The 22,352-nt window shown below is 70.0% G+C and carries 20 protein-coding genes; 6 read left to right on the top strand and 14 right to left on the bottom strand.

Annotated features, from left to right (window positions below; genetic code table 11):
• Position 1 precedes the first annotated feature (1 nt).
• Genes CLV54_RS12100 through CLV54_RS12110 form a run of 3 tightly spaced genes read right to left on the bottom strand, consistent with a single transcriptional unit; the run spans position 2 to position 3,062 of the window.
• Positions 2-1,192 carry a thiolase family protein gene (locus tag CLV54_RS12100; protein WP_100345238.1) on the bottom strand — a complete coding sequence of 397 codons (1,191 nt, stop codon included), beginning with the start codon at positions 1,190-1,192 and terminating at the stop codon, positions 2-4.
• Positions 1,189-2,181, bottom strand: a complete 993-nt coding sequence (locus CLV54_RS12105) for a hypothetical protein (protein ID WP_157802944.1) — start codon at positions 2,179-2,181, stop codon at positions 1,189-1,191. The genes CLV54_RS12100 and CLV54_RS12105 overlap by 4 nt, the downstream gene beginning before the upstream one ends.
• 44 nt (positions 2,182-2,225) lie before the next feature.
• Entirely contained in the window at positions 2,226-3,062 is an 837-nt protein-coding gene (locus CLV54_RS12110) for an IclR family transcriptional regulator (protein WP_100345240.1), read from the bottom strand.
• Between the two features lie 185 nt (positions 3,063-3,247).
• On the opposite strand from CLV54_RS12110, the gene CLV54_RS12115 reads away from it, so the two are divergent.
• Positions 3,248-4,132, top strand: a complete 885-nt coding sequence (locus tag CLV54_RS12115; protein WP_100345241.1) for an alpha/beta fold hydrolase — start codon at positions 3,248-3,250, stop codon at positions 4,130-4,132.
• An 18-nt stretch (positions 4,133-4,150) separates the two neighbouring features.
• Here the strand turns inward: CLV54_RS12115 and CLV54_RS12120 are convergent, their stop codons facing one another.
• From CLV54_RS12120 to CLV54_RS12145, 6 genes are read right to left on the bottom strand one after another with little or no spacing between them, the layout of a single operon-like run.
• Positions 4,151-5,365 carry an MFS transporter gene (locus CLV54_RS12120; RefSeq protein ID WP_100345242.1) on the bottom strand — a complete coding sequence of 405 codons (1,215 nt, stop codon included), beginning with the start codon at positions 5,363-5,365 and terminating at the stop codon, positions 4,151-4,153.
• Positions 5,362-6,291: a bifunctional riboflavin kinase/FAD synthetase gene (locus tag CLV54_RS12125; RefSeq protein WP_100345243.1), complete on the bottom strand. Its 930-nt coding sequence runs from the start codon at positions 6,289-6,291 to the stop codon at positions 5,362-5,364. The genes CLV54_RS12120 and CLV54_RS12125 overlap by 4 nt, the downstream gene beginning before the upstream one ends.
• Complete coding sequence (locus CLV54_RS12130; RefSeq protein ID WP_100345244.1) at positions 6,291-6,782, bottom strand: hypothetical protein; 492 nt, start codon at positions 6,780-6,782, stop codon at positions 6,291-6,293. The genes CLV54_RS12125 and CLV54_RS12130 overlap by 1 nt, the downstream gene beginning before the upstream one ends.
• Before the next feature lie 36 nt (positions 6,783-6,818).
• Entirely contained in the window at positions 6,819-7,187 is a 369-nt protein-coding gene (locus CLV54_RS12135) for a hypothetical protein (protein WP_100345245.1), read from the bottom strand.
• 3 nt (positions 7,188-7,190) lie between these two features.
• On the bottom strand, positions 7,191-8,168 hold the full coding sequence (truB, locus tag CLV54_RS12140; protein WP_100345246.1) for a tRNA pseudouridine(55) synthase TruB: 978 nt from the start codon (positions 8,166-8,168) through the stop codon (positions 7,191-7,193).
• A complete protein-coding gene (locus CLV54_RS12145; RefSeq protein ID WP_100345247.1) occupies positions 8,165-8,836 on the bottom strand; it encodes a TetR/AcrR family transcriptional regulator in 672 nt (223 codons plus the stop codon). Before CLV54_RS12145 ends, truB begins: the two co-directional genes overlap by 4 nt.
• A gap of 90 nt (positions 8,837-8,926) precedes the next feature.
• Between CLV54_RS12145 and CLV54_RS12150 the strand changes: the two genes are divergently transcribed.
• A complete protein-coding gene (locus CLV54_RS12150) occupies positions 8,927-10,378 on the top strand; it encodes a DHA2 family efflux MFS transporter permease subunit (protein WP_100345248.1) in 1,452 nt (483 codons plus the stop codon).
• Entirely contained in the window at positions 10,375-11,373 is a 999-nt protein-coding gene (locus CLV54_RS12155) for a ketopantoate reductase family protein (protein WP_100345249.1), read from the top strand. The genes CLV54_RS12150 and CLV54_RS12155 overlap by 4 nt, the downstream gene beginning before the upstream one ends.
• A 127-nt stretch (positions 11,374-11,500) precedes the next feature.
• Here CLV54_RS12155 and CLV54_RS12160 read toward each other — a convergent pair whose 3' ends face one another.
• Positions 11,501-12,175, bottom strand: a complete 675-nt coding sequence (locus tag CLV54_RS12160; RefSeq protein ID WP_100345250.1) for a nucleoside/nucleotide kinase family protein — start codon at positions 12,173-12,175, stop codon at positions 11,501-11,503.
• Positions 12,176-12,214: 39 nt separating this feature from the next.
• Between CLV54_RS12160 and CLV54_RS12165 the strand changes: the two genes are divergently transcribed.
• Together CLV54_RS12165 and CLV54_RS12170 are read left to right on the top strand one after the other, a co-directional pair.
• Positions 12,215-13,144: an HhH-GPD family protein gene (locus CLV54_RS12165; RefSeq protein WP_100345251.1), complete on the top strand. Its 930-nt coding sequence runs from the start codon at positions 12,215-12,217 to the stop codon at positions 13,142-13,144.
• Positions 13,145-13,196: 52 nt separating this feature from the next.
• On the top strand, positions 13,197-14,597 hold the full coding sequence (locus CLV54_RS12170) for a hypothetical protein (RefSeq protein ID WP_100345252.1): 1,401 nt from the start codon (positions 13,197-13,199) through the stop codon (positions 14,595-14,597).
• A gap of 40 nt (positions 14,598-14,637) precedes the next feature.
• On the opposite strand, the gene rbfA is transcribed toward CLV54_RS12170, so the two are convergent.
• The 4 genes from rbfA to nusA form a co-directional block, all read right to left on the bottom strand.
• The gene (gene rbfA, locus CLV54_RS12175; protein ID WP_100345253.1) at positions 14,638-15,075 is read right to left on the bottom strand and encodes a 30S ribosome-binding factor RbfA; all 438 of its coding nucleotides are present in this window, start codon (positions 15,073-15,075) and stop codon (positions 14,638-14,640) included.
• 129 nt (positions 15,076-15,204) lie between these two features.
• Positions 15,205-18,045 carry a translation initiation factor IF-2 gene (gene infB / locus CLV54_RS12180; protein WP_100345254.1) on the bottom strand — a complete coding sequence of 947 codons (2,841 nt, stop codon included), beginning with the start codon at positions 18,043-18,045 and terminating at the stop codon, positions 15,205-15,207.
• A gap of 166 nt (positions 18,046-18,211) precedes the next feature.
• Positions 18,212-18,487, bottom strand: coding sequence for a YlxR family protein (locus CLV54_RS12185; RefSeq protein WP_100345509.1), 276 nt, complete (start codon positions 18,485-18,487; stop codon positions 18,212-18,214).
• Between the two features lie 50 nt (positions 18,488-18,537).
• Positions 18,538-19,533: a transcription termination factor NusA gene (gene nusA, locus CLV54_RS12190; protein WP_100345255.1), complete on the bottom strand. Its 996-nt coding sequence runs from the start codon at positions 19,531-19,533 to the stop codon at positions 18,538-18,540.
• Positions 19,534-19,790: 257 nt separating this feature from the next.
• Between nusA and CLV54_RS12195 the strand changes: the two genes are divergently transcribed.
• A complete protein-coding gene (locus CLV54_RS12195) occupies positions 19,791-22,346 on the top strand; it encodes a LamG-like jellyroll fold domain-containing protein (protein ID WP_211294538.1) in 2,556 nt (851 codons plus the stop codon).
• Positions 22,347-22,352: the final 6 nt, after the last annotated feature.

Genomic DNA, 22,352 nt, shown 5'->3' on the forward strand with positions numbered 1-22,352 from the left:
GTTAGATCTCCTCGAGGTCGGTGCTGAGCACCATGGTGGAATAGAACTGGTGGTCGCCGCCGATGGCGCTCGCCAGGCCGACGCGCGCGCCCTCGACCTGGACCGCGCCGGCTCGACCGCGAACCTGGTTGGCCGCCTCGCCGACGCGGATGGTGCCGGTGACGGCGATCGGGTTGGTGCACAGCGTGCCGCCCGAAGGGTTGACGACCGGCCCATGCGATCCGAACGTGAACTGTCCGTCGGCCAGCGCGGCCGGCGCCTCTCCCGGTGCGGCCAGGCCCGCGGCCTCCACAACGTGCAGTTCGACGCTCGAGAAGGGGGCGTAGAGCTCGGCGACGTCGACCTGCTCCGACGGATTCGTCACACCCGCCTGGGTGTAGGCGATTCGGAACGCCTTCGCGAGCGCGTCCGCGTCGGCGTGGTCGCCGAGGGATTTCGGTCCGACCCGATCGCCCATCCAGAATGTCTCCGTGTTCTGGCCGATCCCGCGAATCCAGGCGGGTTCGAGCCCGTGCTCCTTCGCAAACCGCTCCGAGACGAGGACGAGGCCCGCTGCACCGGTCGATGACGGACAGGCGTCGCCGAGCTTGATCGGCCAGGCGAGTGTCCTGCTCTCGAGCACCTCATCGAGTGTGATCGTCGTACGCAGGTGCGCATAGGGGTTCAGGCTTGCGTGGTAGCGGTTCTTCACGGAGACACGCGCCATGTCGAGCTCCGTGCTGTTGTACTTCCACATGTAACGCTGAGCGGAGAGTGCAAGCATCGTGATCGTGTTGAGCGGAACCGTGCGCTCGTATCCCACGTCCCACATCTTGTTGAGCACGGATTGTGCGGAACCGGACTCCGAGACACGATCGGCCCCGGCGACGAGAACGGCGTCGAAGCGGCCCGAGGCGATGTGCGTCCACGCGGCGAGCACGGCGCTCATGCCCGTCGCCCCGCCGTTGTTCACTCTCATAAAGGGCTTCCCTGCCGCACCGAGCGCATCGATCACCCAGCGTTCACCGTTGTTGACACCGATGAGCGCGTCGGGAGCGAGCGGATAGACGACCGCGTCGATGTCGTCGATCCCGATACCGGCATCGGCGAGGGTGAGGTCCACACCCTCCTTGACCAGTTCGGGGAACGTGACATCGGTGCGCTTCGTCGTGAAGTACGACTGCCCGAATCCTGCGATACCGACGTTGATCATTCGACGCCTCTCTTGTGTGTGCTGAAGACCATCACCGTCGCCCCCTGCGAAGCGAAGCCGTGATACCCGATCCCTGCCGTCTTCGTCGGTGCGCCGCCGCGCGCGGCCGTGGTCGCCCGGATCGCCTCGGCGAATCGTCCCAGACCGGCGACGTGCGGCGAGGTGGGCAGCTCTGCGAGGCCGCCGGCGACGTTGACGCTGTCGGGACGGAGGCCGAGGACCCGCACCGTCTCCCGAACGACGTATTCGCTTCCCGCCGCGATCTCGGTGCGCGCCCAGTTCGCCGGGGCGGCAGCGGGATTTCGCGCGACGATCTGGTCGACGGCTCCGCGGAGGCTCTCAAGTTCTGAGAGGTCACGGCCGCCGAGCTCATAGCTCGACGTCGCCCAACCGGAGTCCACGATCCACGCGAGCTCGCTTCCCTCGGGGAACGCTCCATCCGCCGCGATGACGATCGCGTGCACCGAGTCGCCTCGGCCGGGAAGATCCCCGTGGTCCAGGGGGTAGGCGACCGTCGCCCCTGCGACGGCGCCCTCCCTCACCCACGTGGATGCCTGAAGGGCGGCCGCAATGGTGTGGTTCATTCCGATGTCGCGCAAGACATACGGCTCCGCGGCCATAAGCTCAGCACGATCGGGGTCGACCGACTCGCTCGGTTTGGCCCATCCCACCACGAGCACACGCTCCCCCTGCCCTGCGAGCAGCCGCAGGAAACCATAGCTCAATGCCTGATCGGCCGACGAGGCGATCATCGTGGTGTCTCGATCCACACCGCCCGCGGGACCCGCACTCGCCATGATGGAGATGACCCGACCGTCGATCTCGTCGTTGCCACTGACGACGACCCCATCGAGATCCTCATGGGTGAGGTTCGCGGATCCGAGGGCGCTCGTCGCCGTGTCGAAGATCATCTCCTCGAGGCTTCTGCGCTCTTCGCGCTCCACCGTGGTGCTCGCGACCGCGAGCACCGCAATTTCCGTCCCGGTCACACGTTCTCCTTCCTCAAGACTGCTGTATCGCTGGATGCCGTGCATCACACGCGCGGAATGACGCTTCCGCTGACCAGCGGCGCCACATCCGCCTCCGTGATCGGCTCATGGGGTCGCTGCTGCGGAGGCCTGCCCTGGAGCCGCTCCTCGATGGCGGCCACTGTGGCGATCAGTTCCCCGCCGACCTCGCGGAGCCCCTCATCGTCGAGGCGACTCCTCAGCACCGAGATGTGAGCGGCACCGATGATGTGCTCGTCGCGAAGGATCGGAGCGGCGAGACCGATGATCCCCGTGACCGCCTCCTCGCGCGAGATGCTCAGCCCGCGGCCGAGGATGGCGTCGAACTCCTTGTTCAGCGCGGCCTTGTCCGTGCGCGTGCGGGGGGTGAGCTTGGGGAGCTCGCTGTTGATCACCTCTTTGCGGATCTCCTTGCTGTAGGCGGCGAACAGCTTGCCCGCCGCGGTCGCATGCCGGTAGAGGGGCAGACCCAGTGGAATGTCGATGTTGACGCCCTGACGCCCGCGGAACCGCGACGCGTAGATCACCTCGTTGCCCGTCTGCACAGCCAGGTACACATCGAAGCCGACGCGCCGAACGAGCCGCTCGAGCTCTGGAGTCGCGACCTTCGCGACATCCATCCGCTGCCAGATCTTGAAGGCGAGCCGAGCGGCGACCGGTCCGACGTCGTAGCCGCGTGACGTGACCGTCGCGACGCCTCCGCGGGCCATGGCCGTCAGCAGATCGTGAGTGCTGCTGACGGGGAGCGCTAATATCGAACTGATCTCGGTGACGGTCTTCGGTCCGCTCACGGCGAGGAGTCCGAGGACATCTGTAATCCGCTTCAGGCGATCGCTTTCCAACGCGCATCCTCCGATCGACATCGTTGACGACGAATTTCGGATTCTCGAATCGGGAATCCGAATACCTGTAGTACAGCGGGTGCGCCAGGCCTGTGCAAGCAAGATTCGAAAACCCGGAGCAGACCGCGATCCCCGCGGCCGTTCGGCTAGTGTGCCGCCGGGGCCATCGGCACGGCGGCTCCGGTCGACACAGATCGCGGAGGACCATGATGACGGCAGGCGAGGCGAGTGACGATCTCACCGAATTCTCCTTTCTCGAAGCGGATGCCGACAGGCTCGGAGTGTCGGTTCGCGACGTCGAGCGGGTCGATCTCGGTGCCGGACTCAGCGGCCTGCGCTGGCTCACAGGCCCGCCGCTGCTCGCTCTCGCCCACGGAGCCGGGCTCCACGCGCATTCCTGGGACTCCGTCGCGCTGTCGCTCGGTGCGCCGTCGCTCTCGATCGACCTCCCGGGCCACGGCCAGTCGGCATGGCGCGACGATGCGCGCTACTCACCACTCGAGATCGCTCCGACGCTCACCGACGCGCTCCGCGAATGGCCGACGGTGTCGACGCTCGTCGGCCACTCCCTCGGCGGGCTGGCCCTCATCCCGGCCGCTGCCGCGCTCAGCGACGCCGTGACCCGACTTGTGCTCGTCGATGTGACGCCCGGGTTCGCCAAGCGCGAGCGGAACACCGATGCGATCAACGCCTTCATCAGCGGCCCCGAGAGCTATGCCTCCCGCGACGAGGTGATCGACCGGGCTCTCGCCCATGGGATAGGCCGACGCCGAGAGGACCTCATCCGGGGGATCTTCCTCAACACCCGAGTACGCCCCGACGGCCGGGTCGAGTTCCGTCACCACCTCTCTCGGCTCGACGCCTCGGCACATCGCGGCTACGACCCTGAGACCCTGTGGGCCCCCTTGGACGACGCGCCGAAGAAAGTGCTGCTGATCCGGGCGACGGCCGGGGTGCTCGATGACGAACACGTGGCCGAGTTCCGCGAGCATCGGCCTGACGCGACGGTGGTCGAACTCCGGGGAAGCCACAACCTCTACCGCGACGACCCCCGCGGCGTCGCGGAGGCCATCGCTCGATTCATCGGGTAGCCGCAGGACTCGACCCTTTCAGCGCTCCAGGTCGTCTTCGAGCATCCGCGGGCGGGCGACGATCGCGCCCGCGAAGATCCCCGCGAGGGCCGTCACGAGCAGGAAGACGATCGCGAGGGTCCACTGGCCGGTGAGCTCGTGCAGAACGCCCACGGCGAGCGGCCCGAGCGCGCCCAGCGTGTAGCCGACGCCCTGCACGAAACCGCTCAGCGCGACGGAGCCCTCGTGGCTGCGGGTGCGCACGTTGATGAGCACGAGAGCGAGCGGGAAGAGCAGCGGCCCCAGCCCGATGAACGCGACCCACAGCCAGGTCGCGGTGCCGGGCACCGTGAGCAGGCCCAGGTAGCCGACGACGAAGAAGGCGACGCCGAGGTACACGAGCAGCGCGACGTTCCTCATCCGGGCCGCGAGGATCGGCACGAGCACCCCGGCGGGGATGCCCATGCCCGCGAAGACCGACAGCAGCGCCCCGGCCGTTCCGGGTGAGGCGCCCGCGATCTGGCTCAGCATCTGCGGAAGCCAGGCGAACATCGCATAGGCGTTGAGCGAGGAGACGGCGAAGATCACCGCGAGCGCCCAGGCGATGCTCGACCGCCACAGACGACCGAGCACGGCGGGGGCCGGCTCCTCGATGAGCGGGTCGGCACGGGCGGCGCGCTCGGCCCGCGCACGTCGCTCCCGCACGACGAGCCCGATCCACGGCAGCACCGCGAGCACGCTCACGACGCCCCACATGCCGAGAGCGACACGCCAGCCGAAGCCTTCGGCGACGGGAACCGCGACGAGCGGCGGTATGAGGGTGCTCACCGACATGACCGTCACGTAGAGCGAGGTCACGAGCCCGATGCGATCGGGGAAGTACTTCTTCACGAGCGGGGGCAGGGCGACGTTGCCGACGCCCATCCCCGCGAAGGTCACCGCGCTCGCGACGAAGAGCAGCGGGAGGGATCCCGAGGCCGCCCGCACGAGGTGTCCGGCGACGACGGCGACCATCGCCACGACGAGCACCCGCTCGAGGCCGAAGCGGCGGGTGAAGACCGGGGCGATGACGCCGAAGATCGCGAAGCAGACCGGTGGAAGCATCCCGAGCACGCCCACGGCGATGCTGCCGAGCGGGATGTCGACGGCGATCTCGTGGACGATCGGCGAGAGCGCCGCGACGGCGGTGCGCAGATTGGCTGCGACGAGGAGGATGCCGAGAAGGGCGAGGATGCGACCGGTGCGGGCACTCACAGCAGGATCGAGCGCACGGTCTGCACGTCGGCGCTGATCTGCTCGATGAGCGGCTCGACGCCCGAGTACGCGACCATGCCCCGGATGCGGGCGACGAAGGAGACGTCGACGACGTGGTCGTAGAGGTCGAGCTCCTCGTCGAGCACGAAGGCCTCGACCTGTTTCGGCGGAACGCCGTCGAAGGTCGGGTTGCTGCCGACCGAGATAGCCGCGGGGTACCGCACGCCGTGATCGGTGAGCCACCCCGCGTAGACGCCGTCGGCGGGGATGAGCCCGTCGGACTCGGGCGACAGGTTCGCGGTCGGGAAGCCGAGCTCGCGCCCGCGCTTCGCCCCGTGCACGACGACGCCGCGCACGGTGGGCACGTGGCCGAGCAGCTCGGCGGCCTCCTTCACGTTGCCCTCGGCGAGCAGCTGGCGGATCCAGGTCGACGAGACCCTCCGCCGCCCCGCGAACAGCAGGTCGGGGATGACGCGCACGCCGAAGCCGTGCTGCTCGCCGAGGCTGCGCAGGGTGTCGATGGTGCCCGCGCCGCGGTGCCCGAAGCGGAAGTCGCCGCCGACGAGCACCTCGCGCGCGTGCAGGGCGTGCACGAGAACGCGCTCCACGAACTCCTGCGGGCTCAGCGATGCGAGCGCCTCGTCGAAGGTCAGCACGAGGGATGCCTCGACCCCGGTCTCGGCGAGCAGCTCGAGTTTCTGCTCGACCCCCACGAGCGTCTCGGGGCAGGTCTCGGGAGCGAGCAGCACGAGCGGATGCCGGTCGAAGGTCACGACCGCGGGCACGAGCGACTCCCGCCCTGCGACCGCGAAGAGCTCCGCGAGCACGGCGCGGTGCCCGGCGTGCACGCCGTCGAACTTTCCGATCGTCACGGCGCTCGGGCCGAAGCCGGCGGGCACCTCGGCCGGGTCGCGGAAGACCCGCATCAGGCGGCGGATCCGTCGTGCGCCGCCGTGCGTGCGGCATCCGCGGCAGTCTCCGTGCGGCTCGGGCGGTGGCTCCACAGCCACCAGAGGCCGAGGACGGGCAGCGCGAGCGGGATGAACAGGTAGCCGCGCCCGTAGACCGACCAGACGGTGTCGTGCGGGAAGAGGGCGGCGTCGACGATGCTCAGGGTGCCGACCACGAGGACGCCGAGCAGCTCGAAGGCGATCGCGGTCACGGCCACCCGGTACCAGACCCGGCCGCGCGAGACGAGGGCGACGGTCGCGACGATGTAGACCACGGCAGCGAGCGCCGAGAGCAGATAGGCGACGGGGGCCTCGCCGAACTTCGTGGCGATCTGGTAGAACGAGCGGCCGGTCGCGGCGAGCGCGAGGATCGCGTAGACCACGACGAGAACCCGCCCGACCCCGCCGATGCGTGAGGGCGTGCGCCCGGGGCGTGTCGCGGCAGTGTTCGTGGTCTGTTCAGTCATCGCAAGACAATTATTGCAGCCCTCGTGCAGCCCGCCCTACGACAGCTGCACCGACCAGATCTGCTGCATCCGGTAGAGCATGATCGCGATCGCGATGCAGGCGACGCCCAGGATGACGGTCGACCAGCGCGAGCGCTCGACGAGGGCCCAGAACGTGGCCGCAGCCGGCAGCAGGATCGCCGAGATGAGGTAGATGTAGAACTCGAGCAGGCTTCCCGTGGGCTCGTTGCCGGCGAGCGGGGCGACGATCGCGACGACGAGCTGCGCGATCAGCAGCAGCTCGACGAGCGCCGTCGCGCCGACGGTGAGGTCGCTCGGCGAGCGCCCCGCGAGGCCGAGCACGATGCACAGCAGCGCCGCGAGCACGGCGACGCCGATCTGCGCGTAGGTGAACCACTCGATCACGCGCTACGCCTCCTGCGTCTCGTCGGGCTGCGTCTCGTGAGGCTGCGTCTCGTCGGCGGGGAAATTCACGAGCGTCACGGCCTGGCCGCCACGCGCCTCGACGAGCCCGACGAGACGCCCGTTCGGCGCGAGGGCCGCGATCGGCACCCCGCGCTCGAACCCGGGGTCGACGGCGATGCGCTTGCCGTGGCCCAGGTCGACGGCCTCCTCCTCGCTCAGGGCGAGAGTGGCGAAGAGAGCGGATGCCGCGACCGCGGGCGCCACGAGCGACCGCTCCGGCTCGAGCTCGTCGAGCGCCTCCGCCTCGGCGATGCCGAACGGGCCGATCCTCGTGCGCCGCAGCGCCGTGAGGTGCCCGCCGACGCCGAGGCCCGCGCCGAGGTCGCGGGCGAGCGCGCGGACGTAGGTGCCGCTCGAGCAGACCACCCGCACGTCGAGGTCGATCCAGGCGGGCTCGGCGGGGTCGGCGTTCGAGACGGCGGGGCGACGGGTCTCGAGCAGCTCGAACTCGGCGATCGTGACCCTGCGGGCGTCGAGCTGCACGTCCTCCCCCGCGCGCACACGCGCGTAGGCGCGTTTGCCGTCGACCTTGATAGCGCTCACGGCGCTCGGAACCTGGTCGATCTCGCCCGTGAGGAGGGCGAGGCCGGCTCGGATGCGCTCGGGGGTCACCGCAGCGAGCAGCGTCGGCTCGGCGGCGTCCAGCAGCTCGCCGTCGGCGTCGTCGGTGGTCGAGGCCGCACCGAGGCGGATGGTCGCGGTGTACTCCTTGTCGAGGCCGACGATGTAGGTCAGCAGTCGTGTCGAGCTGTTGACGCCGAGGATGAGCAGGCCCGTCGCCATGGGGTCGAGGGTGCCGGCGTGGCCGACCTTGCGGGTCTGCGCGAGCCTGCGGGTGCGCGCGACGACGTCGTGGCTCGTCCACTCCGCGGGCTTGTCGACGAGCAGCAGGCCGCTCCGGGTCGATTGCGGCCGCCTCATGCGCGACCGCTCGCCGCGGGCCTGCCCGCGTCTGCGCCGGAGTCGCGTCGCGCGACGTCGAGCACGAGGTCGAGCTTGGAGCTGAAGGCGCTCTCGAGGATCTCCTGAGCGCAGACGTCGGTGGCGTAGTCGTCGGTCATCCGCACCGCGAGCAGGGTGTTGATGAGCATCCCCTCGGCGAGGAAGCGGCGCGCGTCGTCGGCGTCGAGGCCCACGTCGTCGCGCAGCAGCCGGTAGATCGCCAGGAAGCCCTGACGGGCCTTGCGGCCGATCGTCTCGTCGTGCCCGAGCATAAAGGCCTGCAGGAGGCAGAGCAGGATGCCCCGGTCTTCGATGAGGTTGACGTAGGCCCGCCCGAGACGCGGCCCGACGGGGCTGTCGTCAGGGTCGGCGAGCACCGCTCGGAACGACTCCATGATGCGCCCGAGCGCCCGGTCGAGCACCTCGAGGAAGAGGTTCTCCTTGCTGCCGAACATCCGCACGACGTAGGGCTGGCTGATGCCGGCGGCCTGCGCCACGCGGTCAGTCGTCGCCTGGGCGTAGCCGCGCTCCCCGAAGACGGCCGTCGCCGCGCGCAGGATCTGCTCGCGGCGTTCGGCGGAGGGGATTCGCTCGGTCGGCTGCTCCGAGGCCGCCGGGCCTGCGGCGCTTCCGGGGACGTTTTTCACACTTGACAGGTTATCAGTCGATTACTACTCTCGAATTTTGTAATCATCCGATTACAACAACTCAGCCTCCTCGCATCGGATCGGACAGCAATGACCTCCCGCGCCCGCCGCACCGCGCCCCTCTGGCTCGTGATCCTGGCCGTCTCCCTGCCCATGTTCATGGCCACCCTCGACAACCTCGTCGTGACGACCGCGCTGCCCGTGCTGCGCACCGACCTCGACGCCTCCCTCGAAGAGCTGCAGTGGTTCGTCAACGCCTACACGCTCAGCTTCGCGAGCCTCATGCTCATGGCCGTCTCCCTCGGTGACCGCTGGGGCCGCAAACGGCTCTTCGCGATCGGCATCGTCGTCTTCACGGTCTTCTCCGTCGCCTGCGCCCTCGCGACCGAGCCGTGGATGCTCGTGGCCGCCCGCGCTCTGCAGGGAGCGGGCGCAGCGGCTCTTATGCCGCTGAGCCTCACCCTCCTCGCCGGCAGCGTTCCCGACCGGCTCCGCCCGCTCGCGATCGGCATCTGGGGCGGCGTCTCCGGCCTCGGCGTCGCGCTCGGCCCGCTCATCGGCGGCCTGGCCATCGAGAGCTGGAGCTGGCACGCCATCTTCTGGATCAACCTGCCGGTCGGCATCGTCGCCCTGCCGCTCGTGCTCTTCGTGCTGCCGGAGAGCTTCGGACGCAGCGTGCGACCCGACGTCGTCGGCCTGCTGCTGGCCGGGCTGGGCGTCTTCGCGATCGTCTTCGCCGTCGTGCGCGGCAACGAGGCCGGCTGGTCGAGCCCCGAGATCACGGTGCCCCTCGTGGCGGGCGCCCTTCTGCTGGCCGGCTTTCTCGCCTGGGAGCGCAGGACCCGCGATCCGCTCGTGCCCCTGCGACTGTTCCGCAGCCGCAGCTTCAGCGTCGCCAACGGCATCGGCCTGACCTTCAGCTTCGGCATCTTCGGGGCGATCTTCATCCTCATCCAGTTCCTGCAGGTCGTCCAGGGCCACACCCCGCTCGAGGCAGGGGTCATGACGATGCCCTGGACCCTCGCGCCCATGGTCGTCGCCCCGCTCGCCGGCATCGTCGCACCGCGGGTCGGCACCCGGCTGCTCATCGTCGTGGGCCTCGTCTTCCTCGTGATCTCGCTCGTCTGGCTCGCCTTCACGATGTCGCCGACGGTCGAGTACGTCGAGATGCTGCCCGCCTTCCTCTTCGGCGGGGTGGGCATGGGACTCGTCTTCGCGCCGAGCTCCACGGCCGTGCTCGCCGACATCGTCGACGCCGACCGCGCGACGGCCTCGGGCACGAACTCGACGATCCGCGAGATCGGGGTGGCGCTCGGCGTCGCCGTGCTCACGGCGGTCTTCTCGGGCGCGGGCGGTCAGCTCACCCCGACCGGCTACGTGGATGCCGCGGTGCCCGCGATCCTCGTCGGCGCCGGCGCGCTCGTGCTCGCCCTGCTCATCGCGCTCGCGCTGCCCGCCGGCCGTCTCGCGCGCAGCCCGCGCCCGGCGGGCGACGAGACCGCTGCAGGCGGGCGCACGGAAGCGGCTAAAGTTCCAGCATGAGGATCGCCGTCGTCGGAGCGGGAGCCGTCGGCGGCACGATGGCCGCGCTGCTCGATCGCGCCGGCCACGACGTCGAGGTCACCGCCCGGGGCGAGCAGCTCGACGCCGTGCGCGCGGGCGGCCTCGTGCTCGACGGCGGCTGGGGCTCCCACACCGCACCGGTCACGGCGTCACCGCGTCTCACGGAGCGCCCCGATCTCGCGCTCGTGGCCACCAAGGCCATGGATGCCGAGGCCGCGATCCGCGAGAACGCCCGGGCCCTCGACGGCACGACCGTCATCGTCGTGCAGAACGGCCTGCGCGGCGTCGACGTCGCACGGGCCGCGCTGCCCGCCGCCCAGACCGTCGGCATGCTCGCGATGTTCGCCGCCTCGTACCTCTCCCCCGGCCACGTGACCGTCACGACGCCGGCGCCGAGCTATCTGGGCGGCGGCACGGGGCCGGTCACCGAGCGCGTGCGCGAGCTCGGCGGCATCCTGCGCGAGGCCTTCCCCGTCGTCGAGCTGCCCAACTTCGTGGGCGCCCAGTGGACGAAGCTGCTCGTCAACCACGTCAACGCCATGCCCGCCATCACGGGCCTCAGCGCCCAGCAGACGATCGCGCACCCGGGGCTGCGCGCCATCGTCACGCAGAGCATGCGGGAGGCCGTGCGGGTCGGAGAGGCACGCGGCATCCGCTTCGGCAGCATGCAGGGGCTCGGCGACGCGCGCCTGCGGCTCTTCGCACGGCTGCCCCGGGCGATCGGCGGTGTGCTCCCCCGGCTGATGGCGGCCCGGATGGGGGCGACGCCCAACCCGGGCTCGACCCTGCAGAGCATCCGGCGCGGCAAGCCGACCGAGATCGACTACCTCAACGGCGCGGTCGTGAGCGAAGGGGAGCTGGCCGGGGTCGCGACACCCGTCAGCCGTGAGCTCGTGGCGCTCGTGCACGAGGTCGAGCGCACGGGGCGCTTCCTGCCACCCGACGAGGTCGTGCGACGGGTGCCGCTGGGCTGAGCCAACCCGCCAACCCAGATGCAGGAGATCTTCCGGTGGGGAGACCAGAATCACGACTATACGGTCCGAAATCCGGTGCGAGTCCTGCATTTGGGTCGGAGGGGCAGGGAGAGGGCAGGCCAGTCCCTCAGCACGAGTCGGAGAAGACCCGCCACGGCCGGGCGGCGTCGTTGTCGTCGACGATCGCGGAGGCCAGCAGCCTCGGCCCTCCGTCGGCGAGATACAGCTCCCAGCCCTCGCGGTACTTGGCGTTCGACGGGGCATCCGGATCGGGATCGACCCCGATGCTCGCGGCGAGCCGCTCGTAGCGCACCACGTCGTCGGCGTCGAGGAAGATCGAGTAGTCCCAGAGCCCCCGGGTCTGCGGGCGGTTGAGGAACGGGCCGTCGACGACGAGCATCGCGTCGACGTCGGCGCTCAGCCACTTGGGCTCCACCTGTGCGTCGCGGCGCACGTCGAAGGCGACGGTCACGAAGCCCGTGCTGCCGCCCATCCGGTACGGGTCGAGCAGCACCCGGCGCAGCAGGGCGTAGTCGTAGGAGTCGCGGTAGTAGGCCTCGGCGGACTCGCGGCCGTGACGGTAGCGCACCGCTCGCGGGGTGTGGAAGTCCTCGAGCGAGGCGCGGAAGCTGTTGTGCCCGACCTCGCGGAAGACCGCCGCGAGATCGTCGGCGAACTCCGCCGTGCCGGATCCGGGTGCCCCGTCGACCGCCACGACGGCACGTCCGACGCCGTAGTTGTGGGCGATCTCGGCACGCAGCCCTCGCAGGAACTCGACCCGGGGTGTGCTCATGAGCGTCATGATCCGAGCCTACGCCGCGCGCGCCGTAGCCTAGACGGGATGGCACACACGAACGCACGGGAGGCGGCCCCCGCCACGATCGCCGGCAGCGCCACCGTCACGGGCGAGATCGCCGGCGACATCGTGGACTGGTTCGCCGAGAACGCGCGCGAACTGCCCTGGCGACGCCCCGGCTTCACGGCCTGGGGTGTGCTCGTGAGCGAGTTCATGCTGCAGCAGACCCCCGTCACCCGGGTGATCCCGCGGCTCGAGGAGTGGCTCGACCGCTGGCCGACCCCCGAGGCCCTCGCGTCGGCGCCCTCCGGCGAGGCCGTGCGGGCCTGGAAGTCGCTCGGCTACCCCCGGCGGGCCCTCTGGCTGCACGCCTGCGCGGTCACGATCACCGAGTGCCACGGCGGCGTGGTGCCCTCCGACGTCGGCGAGCTGCTCGCGCTCCCGGGGGTCGGCGACTACACCGCACGGGCCGTCGCCGCCTTCGCCTACGGCGCGCGGCATCCCGTCGTCGACACCAACACCCGCAGGGTTCTCGCCCGGGCGGTCGACGGCAACGCCGAGCCCGCTCCGCCGTCGAAGCGCGACCTCGCCGCGATGGACGCCCTGCTGCCGGCCGACCCGGTGCGGGCCCGGGCCTTCAACGCCGGGATCATGGAGCTCGGCGCCGTGGTCTGCACCGCCCGCTCGCCCCGCTGCGAGTCCTGCCCCGTGCGCGAGCTCTGCGCGTGGAGGGCCGCCGGCTATCCGGAGTACGACGGGCCGCGCAAGGCGGTGCAGAAGAGGTTCGAGGGCTCGGACCGCCAGGTGCGCGGGCTCATCATGGCCGAGCTGCGGGCGGCGCACGTGCCCGTGAGCCACGAGGAGATCGGCCGTCTGTGGCCGGATGCCGCGCAGCTCGCCCGCGCACTGGCCGGCCTGCTCGCCGACGGCCTCGCCGTCCCGTCCCCTCAGGGCGGGATCACGCTGCCGGAGTGAGCGCGTTGTCCCCCGAATTGGCGTCGGGCCTGCGGCTCGCTAACGTGATGGTGTGATCCGCGTTCTCTTCTCCGTCGGCATCGGCGCACTGCTGGCGAGCGTGGGCGCCTGGATCGTCTCCGGCGACGAGGCATGGGCCGGGCTCGTGATCCCGCTCGCCATCATCTCGAGCGTCTTCCTGCCCCTCATCCTCATCGCGCGCAGTGTCGCGGGCATCGGCGGGGGCGGCCGACTCGGCCTGCCCCTGTCCGCCGAGGAGGTGGCCGCCGCCGCGCACGAGGGCCGGCTGCACCTCGCCCGGGTGACCTCGATCCGGCGCACGGGCACGACCATCAACGATCAGCCCGTCTGCGACATCGACCTCGTCGTCGTGCCCGACCACGGAGCGGCGTTCTCGACGACGACCCGCAAGCTCGTCGACATCCTCGAGATCCCGCGCCTGCAGCCCGAGTGCGTCGTCGTCGTGGCGCAGCCGGCCGGACCCGCCACGGGCGTGCAGCTCGTCATGAGCCCGCCCGACGAGTGGGTGCAGCGGGCCGCGAGCGACGAGCGCGTGCGCACGACGCGCACCGCTCCGCCCCAGACCGCCGGCGCGGCGATGAGCACGGCGGGCACCGTGAGCGCGCCCAGCGGCGCCTCCGTCCCCACGACGGCGATCCTCAACCCGTCGAGCAGCGTCGCGCCGGCCGCCGGCCCCGCGACGAAGCCGCCGCGCACATCGGGGCTGCGGCGCATCCCCCCGGTCTTCTACGTCCTCGGCATCCTTCTCGGCGCCGGGCTCGCCCTCGTGCCCTGTTATCCGACGATCGCGGCGATAGCGAACGGCGAGACGACCCTCGACGAGGTGCGCCGCCCGCACACCTCGGAGGGCGAGTACGAGCAGTACCAGGCGGAGCAGGCCGCGCAGGAGGAGGCCCGGCGGGCGGCCGAGGCGGCGGCCGACATGTTCGTCGGCGACAACGCGCAGAAAGCCGTCGACGCGATCGTCGAGGCGGCCGGCGGCCCCCAGCTCACCAGCCTCTACTTCGGCGGGCAGTTCGCGAGCGCCGACGCGCCCAGCTCGCCGGGTGCGCAGACGCTCGACACCTTCGACTACACCGACGGCGTGGCCACGCGCGACGGCGCGGCGGCCTCCCAGCCGGATCCCGGCGAGCTGGACGCCGAGCTCTTCGACGTGAGCGGCATCGACATGCGGATGCTGCCCTCCCTCGTCGAGCGGGCGAAACAGCTCAGCGGGCTCGGCGACGCCCTCGCACCCGGCTCGAGCCAGTCGGCCTACATCGGGGTGACACCCGTCGTCATCGACGACGCGCTGCAGTACCGCGTGATGATCCGGATCCCCGTCGACGGCGAGTACTACGACGCGTCGATCGGCTTCGACCCCACGGGCATCGTGCTCGAGATGAGCGGCGGCGCCCCCGGTTCCGAGAGCTACCAGGCCGGGAACGGCTAGAGGCTCGCCCTCGACCCCACTCGGTCAGAGACCGGCCCGCTCAGTCCTCGTCGTCGAGCGCGCGCGGCTTCACGTACGGGTCGGCGTCGCCGGCGTAGTCCGCGCCGCGGGCGAGGCTCTCCACCTCGTTGTCGCGGTTGCGCGCCTCGGCGAGCAGCTGCTCGATGAGGGCGGCGTTCTCGGGGATGCCGTCGGCGATGAACTCGATCGACGGGGTGAGCCTCGCCGTGATGTTCTTGCCGACCTCGGTGCGGAACATGCCCGTCGCCGAGGTGAGGGCTGCGGCCGTGTCGGCGCGCTCCTCGTCGGTGCCGTAGACCGTGTAGAAGACGCTCGCGTGCTGCAGGTCGCCCGTCACCTTGACGTCGGTGATCGTCACGAAGCCCATACGCGGGTCTTTGATGCCGCGTTCGAGCCTCTTGGCGACGATGACCTTGATGCGGTCCGCCATCTTCGCGGCGCGTGCCGGATCTGCCATGACCAACTCCTCTGCTCTCAGCGGCCGTACCGCCGCTCTTTCCACAACCCTAGATGTGCCGACCGGATGGTGAGCCGAGCAGTCGTCGAGTGCGCGGAACGCACTCGACGACCGCCGGCTGGACCGCGCTTATCCGCGCGGCTTCTCCTTGAGCTCGATCGTCTCGATCTCGTCGCCGATCTGGATGTCGTTGAACTTGCCGAGGCCGATACCGGCTTCGAAGTCCGTGCGGACCTCGGTGACGTCGTCCTTGAACCGGCGCAGCGACTCGATGGCGAGGTTGTCGCCGACGACGACGCCATCGCGGATGACGCGTGCCTTCGCGTTTCGCGTGATCGTTCCCGATCGCACCACGACACCGGCGATGTTGCCGAACTTGGAGGAGCGGAAGATCTCGCGGATCTCCGCGACACCGCTCTGCACCTCTTCGTACTCGGGCTTGAGCATTCCCTTGAGGGAGTTCTCGACCTCTTCGAGCGCGGCGTAGATGACCGAGTAGAAGCGGATGTCGACACCCTCGCGCGCCGCACGCTCGCGGGCCTTCGGGTCGGGGCGCACGTTGAAGCCCACGATGATCGCGTTGTCGATCGTCGCGAGGTTGACGTCCGACTCGGTGATCGCGCCGACTCCGCGGTGGATGATCCGAAGCTGCACCGACTCGTCGACCTCGATCTTGAGCAGCGACTCCTCGAGCGCCTCGACGGCACCGGAGACGTCGCCCTTGATGATGAGGTTGAGCGACTCGACCTTGCCCTCCTCGAGCGCACGGGTGAAGTCCTCGAGGCTGATGCGCTTGCGGGCCTTGGCGAGCTGAGCATTGCGCTCGGCCGCTTCGCGCTTCTCGGCGATCTGGCGGGCGGTTCGGTCTTCCTCGGTGACGAGGAAGGTGTCGCCCGCACGCGGGACCGAGGAGAGGCCCTGCACCTGCACGGGGCGCGACGGCGTCGCGGCCTCGACCGCGTCGCCGTTCTCGTCGTGCATGGCGCGCACGCGGCCGTACGCCGTTCCGGCGACGATCGCGTCGCCGACCCGGAGCGTTCCCGACTGGATGAGCACGGTCGCGACCGCGCCACGCCCCTTGTCGAGCTTGGCCTCGATGGCGACGCCGCGGGCGTCCTTGTTCGGGTTCGCTCGCATGTCGAGCCCGGCGTCAGCGGTGAGCAGCACGGCGTCGAGCAGCTTGTCGATGCCGACGTTGTTGCGGGCCGAGACGTCGACGAACATGACGTCTCCGCCGTACTCCTCGGCGACGAGGTTGTACTCGGTGAGCTGCTGGCGCACCTTGGCCGGGTTGGCGTCCTCCTTGTCGATCTTGTTGACCGCCACGACGATCGGCACGTTGGCCGCCTGCGCGTGGTTCAAGGCCTCGATCGTCTGGGGCATGATGCCGTCGTCGGCCGCGACCACGAGGATCGCGATGTCGGTGACCTGCGCACCACGGGCACGCATGGCGGTGAACGCCTCGTGGCCCGGGGTGTCGATGAAGGTGATGGCGCGTTCGATGCCCTCGTGCTCGGTCGTGACCTGGTAGGCGCCGATGTGCTGGGTGATGCCGCCGGCCTCGCCCGCGACGACGTTCGCGTTGCGGATCGCGTCGAGGAGCCGGGTCTTGCCGTGGTCGACGTGACCCATGACGGTGACGACCGGGGGGCGGATCTCGAGGTCTTCGTCGGTCTCGTCCTCGAGCTCCTGGTCGAGGTCGATGTCGAAGCCCTCGAGCAGCTCGCGGTCCTCCTCCTCCGGCGACACGATCATGATGCGGTAGCCGAGCTCTTCGCCGAGCACCTCGAAGGTGGCCTCGTCGAGCGACTCCGTGGCCGTCGCCATCTCACCGAGGTGGAAGAGCACGGTCACGAGGTTTCCGGGGCTCGCGTCGATCTTGTCGGCGAAGTCGGTGATCGAGGCGCCACGGCGCAGTCGCACGACCGTGTTGCCGTCGCCGCGGGGAACGCTCACGCCGCCCAGCGACGGGGCCTCCCTCAGCTCGAACTCGGCCCTCTTCGTACGCTTCGACTTGCGGGCCTTGCTCTTGCCGCCACCGCGGCCGAACGCTCCAGCGGTTCCACCGCCGGGGCCACGGCCACGGCCGCCGCCACCGGGACGCGGTGCGAAACCGCCCGCGGGTGCTGCTCCGCCTGCGGCGGGTGCTCCACCGGGACGCTGGAAGCCGGGTCGGGCTCCACCGCCCTGACGCTGGAAGCCGCCGCCGGCTGCTCCACCGGGGCGCTGGCCGAAGCCGCCGGGACGCTGGCCCTGGCCGGGTCCACCCGGGCGCGGCGCGCCGGGGCGCGGCGCTGCCGGGCGGGGGATGTTGCCGGGGGTCGGGCGCTGGCCCATGCCCTGCGAGCTCGCGAACGGGTTGTTGCCCGGGCGCGGAGCGTTCGGGCGCTGGCCCATGCCCTGGTTGCTGGCGAAGGGGTTGTTGCCGGGGCGCGGAGCCTGCGGGCGCGGGATGCTGCCACCCGGGCGCGGCGCCGCGGGGGCGGCTCCTGCGGCGGAGGGTGCGGAACCGGCCGCCGCCGCGGAGGCGGGCTGCGCGGCATCCGGAGCCGGGGCCGACTCGGCTGCCGTCTCTGCGGCTGCGCGCTCGGTCGCGACACGCTCGGCGGTGGCCTTCTCCTGTGCGAGCGCCTGCGCCTGACGCTCGGCGACCGAGAGCGGCGCCGGGGTCGTCGGGGCGGGGGGCGCGGCCGGGGCTGCGGGTGCGGCCGGCGGGCGGGGCCCGGGGGTCGCGGCAGCGCGAGGCGCGGGGGTGCTCGCGGCGGCACGGGGTGCCGACGCGGCGGGCTGGTCGGACTTCGTCGCGATGCCGTCGGCCTCGAGCGCAGCCTTCAGCTTGCGCGCGACGGGCGGCTCGATGCTCGACGAGGGTCCCTTGACGAATTCGCCCATTTCCTTGAGCTTCGCAAGGGCGAGCTTGCTATCGACGCCGAGTTCGCTGGCGATCTCGTGTACGCGTGGTTTTGCCACGTTTTCTCCTGTCTCGGGTCTGCACCCGGACAGGGCAGACCATTAAAAGCGGACGGGACTCATTTCGAGCCACTCATTAGTTGTCACTCATTTGTGATCACTGTGCCGTTCAGCCTGTTCTCTCATGGTCTGGCGGGGATCCGCACTCGCTGGGGGTGGGAGTCCGTCAGGAATCCAGAGACTCCGGTTGAGTCTCCTTCGAAGCCAGGAAGCGCGCGACGTTCTCTGAGCCGAGCGTCTCCGTGACCTTCAGTGCGCGCCCGAAAGCGCGGCGCCCGATGGATTTGTCGAAACACTCGAGAGTCGGATGCATCCACGCTCCCCTGCCCGGAAACCGCGACGCAGTATCGACCACGAGTTGGGATTCTTGGGCCACAATCCTCACGAGTGAGGATTTGGGGGCGCGTGCGCGACATCCGACGCACGTTCTGACTGGTTCCATCGTACACCCGTCGGTGAGCGGGGCAGTGAGCGAAGCGGCTGCGCTGCCGCTCACTCCACCGTGGAGTCGGGCTGGATGTCGATCTTCGCACCCGTGAGCTTCGCGGCGAGCCGGGCGTTCTGGCCCTCCTTGCCGATCGCGAGCGAGAGCTGGTAGTCGGGTACGAGTGCACGCACCGCCTTGAGCGACTCGTCGATCACGAAGGCCGAGGTGACCTTGGCCGGCGAGAGCGCGTTCGCCACGAAGGTGGGGAGGTCGGGCGAGTAGTCGACGATGTCGATCTTCTCGTTGTTGAGCTCCGCCGTCACGGCGCGCACACGCTGGCCGAGCTCGCCGATGCAGGCGCCCTTGGCGTTGATGCCGGGCTCCTTGGCGCGCACGGCGATCTTGGTGCGGTGGCCGGCCTCGCGGGCGAGCGAGACGATCTCGACCGAGCCGGCCGCGATCTCGGGCACCTCGAGCGCGAAGAGCTTGCGCACGAGCGAGGGATGCGTGCGCGACACGGTGATCTGCGGGCCCTTGAGCCCCTTGCTCACGCTCGTGACGTAGACGCGGATGCGCGAGCCGTGCGTGTACTCCTCGCCCGGCACCTGCTCCTCGGGCGGGAGGATGGCCTCGACGGAGCCGAGGTCGACGTGGATCATCCGCGGGTTCGGGCCCTGCTGGATGACGCCGGCGACGATGTCGCCCTCACGGCCGCGGAACTCGCCGAGCACGGCGTCATCGGCGAGATCGCGCAGGCGCTGGTTGATGACCTGCTTGGCGGCGAAGGCGGCGATGCGCCCGAAGTCGCTCGGGCTGTCCTCCGCCTCGCCGACGATCGCGCCCTCATCGTCGTACTCGGGCACGAAGACGCTCACGTGGCCGGTCTTGCGGTCGATCTCGACGCGGGCCGTGGGCTCCGCGGGCGACGCCTTGTGCTCGGGCTGCCCCGTGTGCTTCAGGTAGGCGGTCAGTATCGCCTGCTCGATGATCTGCACGAGCTCGTCGAAAGGGATCTCGCGCTCTCGCTCCATCAGACGCAGGACGCTGAGGTCGATGTCCATGCCGGCCTCCTCTATTCATGTTGTTGCCGCGATTCGCGCGACGAGTGCAATCTCCTAGGGTACCCGACACTCGCCATCTCGTCATCCAGTTCGCCGCGGGCGTGCGTTTGACCCCTGTTCGCGGGACAGACGTCGTTCACCTGACGGTCGCCGCTCCTTCTGAAACGTTCCATAAAACGGCCATCCCACCGAGGGAGCGTGAGCCTGTTCCATATCGGACGCACAGCAACATCAGTCTCTATGCAAAGGATCACCACGTGCCATCCACACCAGCCGCCGAACCGGCCGGCAGCACAACCCAGCGCAGGCGCATCCGTGCCGTCGCCGGGGTCGCAGCGGGCGCACTCGCCGTCGGACTCCTCGCCGCCGTTCCGATCGCGTCCGCCCAGGCCGCCGATCCGGCAGAAGGCGACCTCGCCTCGCGGTTCACCTTCGCGGTGCTGCCCGACACGCAGTTCTATTCGCGATACTCCTCCGACCAGTTCATCCCGCGCTACGGCTCCGACCCGTTCCAGGCCCAGACCGCTTGGCTGGCCGAGAACTCGGATGAGCTCGACATCCCCTTCGTGGCCCACCTCGGCGACATCGTCGACCGTGTCGGCACGCAGAACGAGTGGGAGGCCGCCGACACGGCGATGGCGACGCTCGACGACGCCGAGCTGCCGTACTCGATCCTCGCGGGCAACCACGACGTGCGGAACTCGAACGACTACCTCTACGACGACCAGTACGACCTCGGGAACGAGCCCTTCCTGCGGTGGTTCGGCCCCGATCGTGCCGAGACCCAGTCCACCTACGAGGGCAGCGACCCCACGGGCATGAACCAGTACCACATCTTCGAGGCGGAGGGTCAGCAGTTCATGGTGCTCGCCCTCTCCTGGCGCGCCTCCGACGCGACCCTCGCCTGGGCCGACGACGTCATGGCCGCGCACCCGACGGTGCCCGTCATCCTGACCACCCACCAGGTGATCGACATCGCCGCAGACGCCGTCTCCCCCAAGGAGACCGAGTACGGGCTGCGTCTGTGGGACGAGCTGATCCGCAGCAACGACCAGATCTTCATGACCCTCAACGGGCACTTCCACGGCTCATCCCGTCTCGAGAAGACCAACGACGCGGGCCACACCGTGACCGAGATCGTCATGGACTACCAGATGGCCTACGAGGGCGGGAACGGCTACCTCGGCCTCTTCGAGTTCGACCTCACGAACGGCACGATCGAGGTGCAGACCGGCTCCCCCTGGGTGGTCGCCAAGCCCCAGGACAGCCTGACCTCCTACGACCAGGCGTTCCTCGAAGGACCGAATCAGGAGTTCACCCTCGACGTCGACTTCGCCGACCGCTTCTCGGGCTTCAACCCCGGCTTCAGGGCCGGCCAGGCCGACACACCGTCGCTCTCGCAGCGCGCACGCGACATCCTGCTCGACGGCTTCTCGGGCCCGGATCCGATCTCCACCGAGGCGCCCGGCAACGAGTCCGACTTCGTGGAGGTTCCCGGAACCCTCGCGCACTGGCGCTTCAACGGCCTCGACGGTGTCGTGGACGGGGACGTGACGATCCCGGATGTCGCGGGAGACAACGACCTGCACCGGGTCGACCCCGCCGACACCAACGCCGTCGGCGCCGAGTGGTCTGACGTCACCGTGCAGAGCGACGACGTGCAGGGCTTCTCCTCGGACGGCTCCGCCGTGTGCTTCGCGAACTCCGACCAGACGATCGATGACGACAACCCCGACGATCTCGTCAAGGGCCGCTTCAGCTACCTGACGACCGACGCCGATGCGCCCGTCAACAACGCCGACTTCTCGAAGGGATACACGGTCGAGACGTTCGTGAAGATGGACTCGAGGTGGGACGCGACGGCCAACGGCTGGTCGAAGTACATCGTGCACACCGGCAACCGCTCCAAGATCGAGGGCTTCGGCCGCACGCAGTGGGACTGGACGGCTTCTCCGACGGCTCTCGGCATCTCCAACCTGCGCGAGTTCCAGTGGACGGCCGTGCCCGCGGATCCCACGAAGGGCGACAAGACCAACTGGTCCGGCGAGATCATGGTCGACAGCTGGGCGCACGTCGCCATCGTCAACGATCCCGTGACCGGCACGATCACGATGTACGTCGACGGAGCCCCGGTGCTCCGCAACGCGATCGACGCCGCCGGCCTCGCCGACAACGACGACATGCCGTGGATCCTCGGCTCCGACTGGGTCGATGACGCAGCTCGCAACGGCTGGAACGGCTGCATCGGCGAGACCCGCATCATCGACCACCCGACGACGCCCGAGCAGTGGCTGACGCAGCGCGCCGACCTCACGGGCTTCGCCGTCGCCGACGCGCCCGAGGGCACCCTGCCCTGGGACGCCGAGGTCACCGAGCTCTCCGGCACGGGCCTCCCCGGCGCCGAGGTTCGCCTTGCGGGAAGCCTCACCGGCACGCAGACGATCGACGAGAACGGCGAGTGGACCCTCGCGTTCCCGGAGCCGCTCGGCGCCGGAGCCTACGAGCTCAGCCTCGTGCAGGCGCTGGGCTCGCGTGAGTCGGAGCCCGTGATGATCGACTTCGGGATCGCCGCGGAGCCGACCCCGGAGCCGACCGACACACCTGCGCCGACGGACACGCCCGAGCCCACCGACGCGCCGCGGCCGAGCTCGACCCCGGCCGCTCCGGCCGGGTCGAACGGCTCCGACGAGCCGACGGGCCTGGCTGCGACGGGCGTGGAGCTCTCCCCGCTCGTGCCGTTGGGCGCGGTGCTGGCCCTGCTGCTCGGTGCCGCCGCGGTCTTCGTCATCCGCCGCCCGCGCTCCCGCGCGTAACCCGCT

The organism is Compostimonas suwonensis (genome assembly GCF_002797855.1).
GTDB classification, from domain to species: domain Bacteria; phylum Actinomycetota; class Actinomycetes; order Actinomycetales; family Microbacteriaceae; genus Compostimonas; species Compostimonas suwonensis.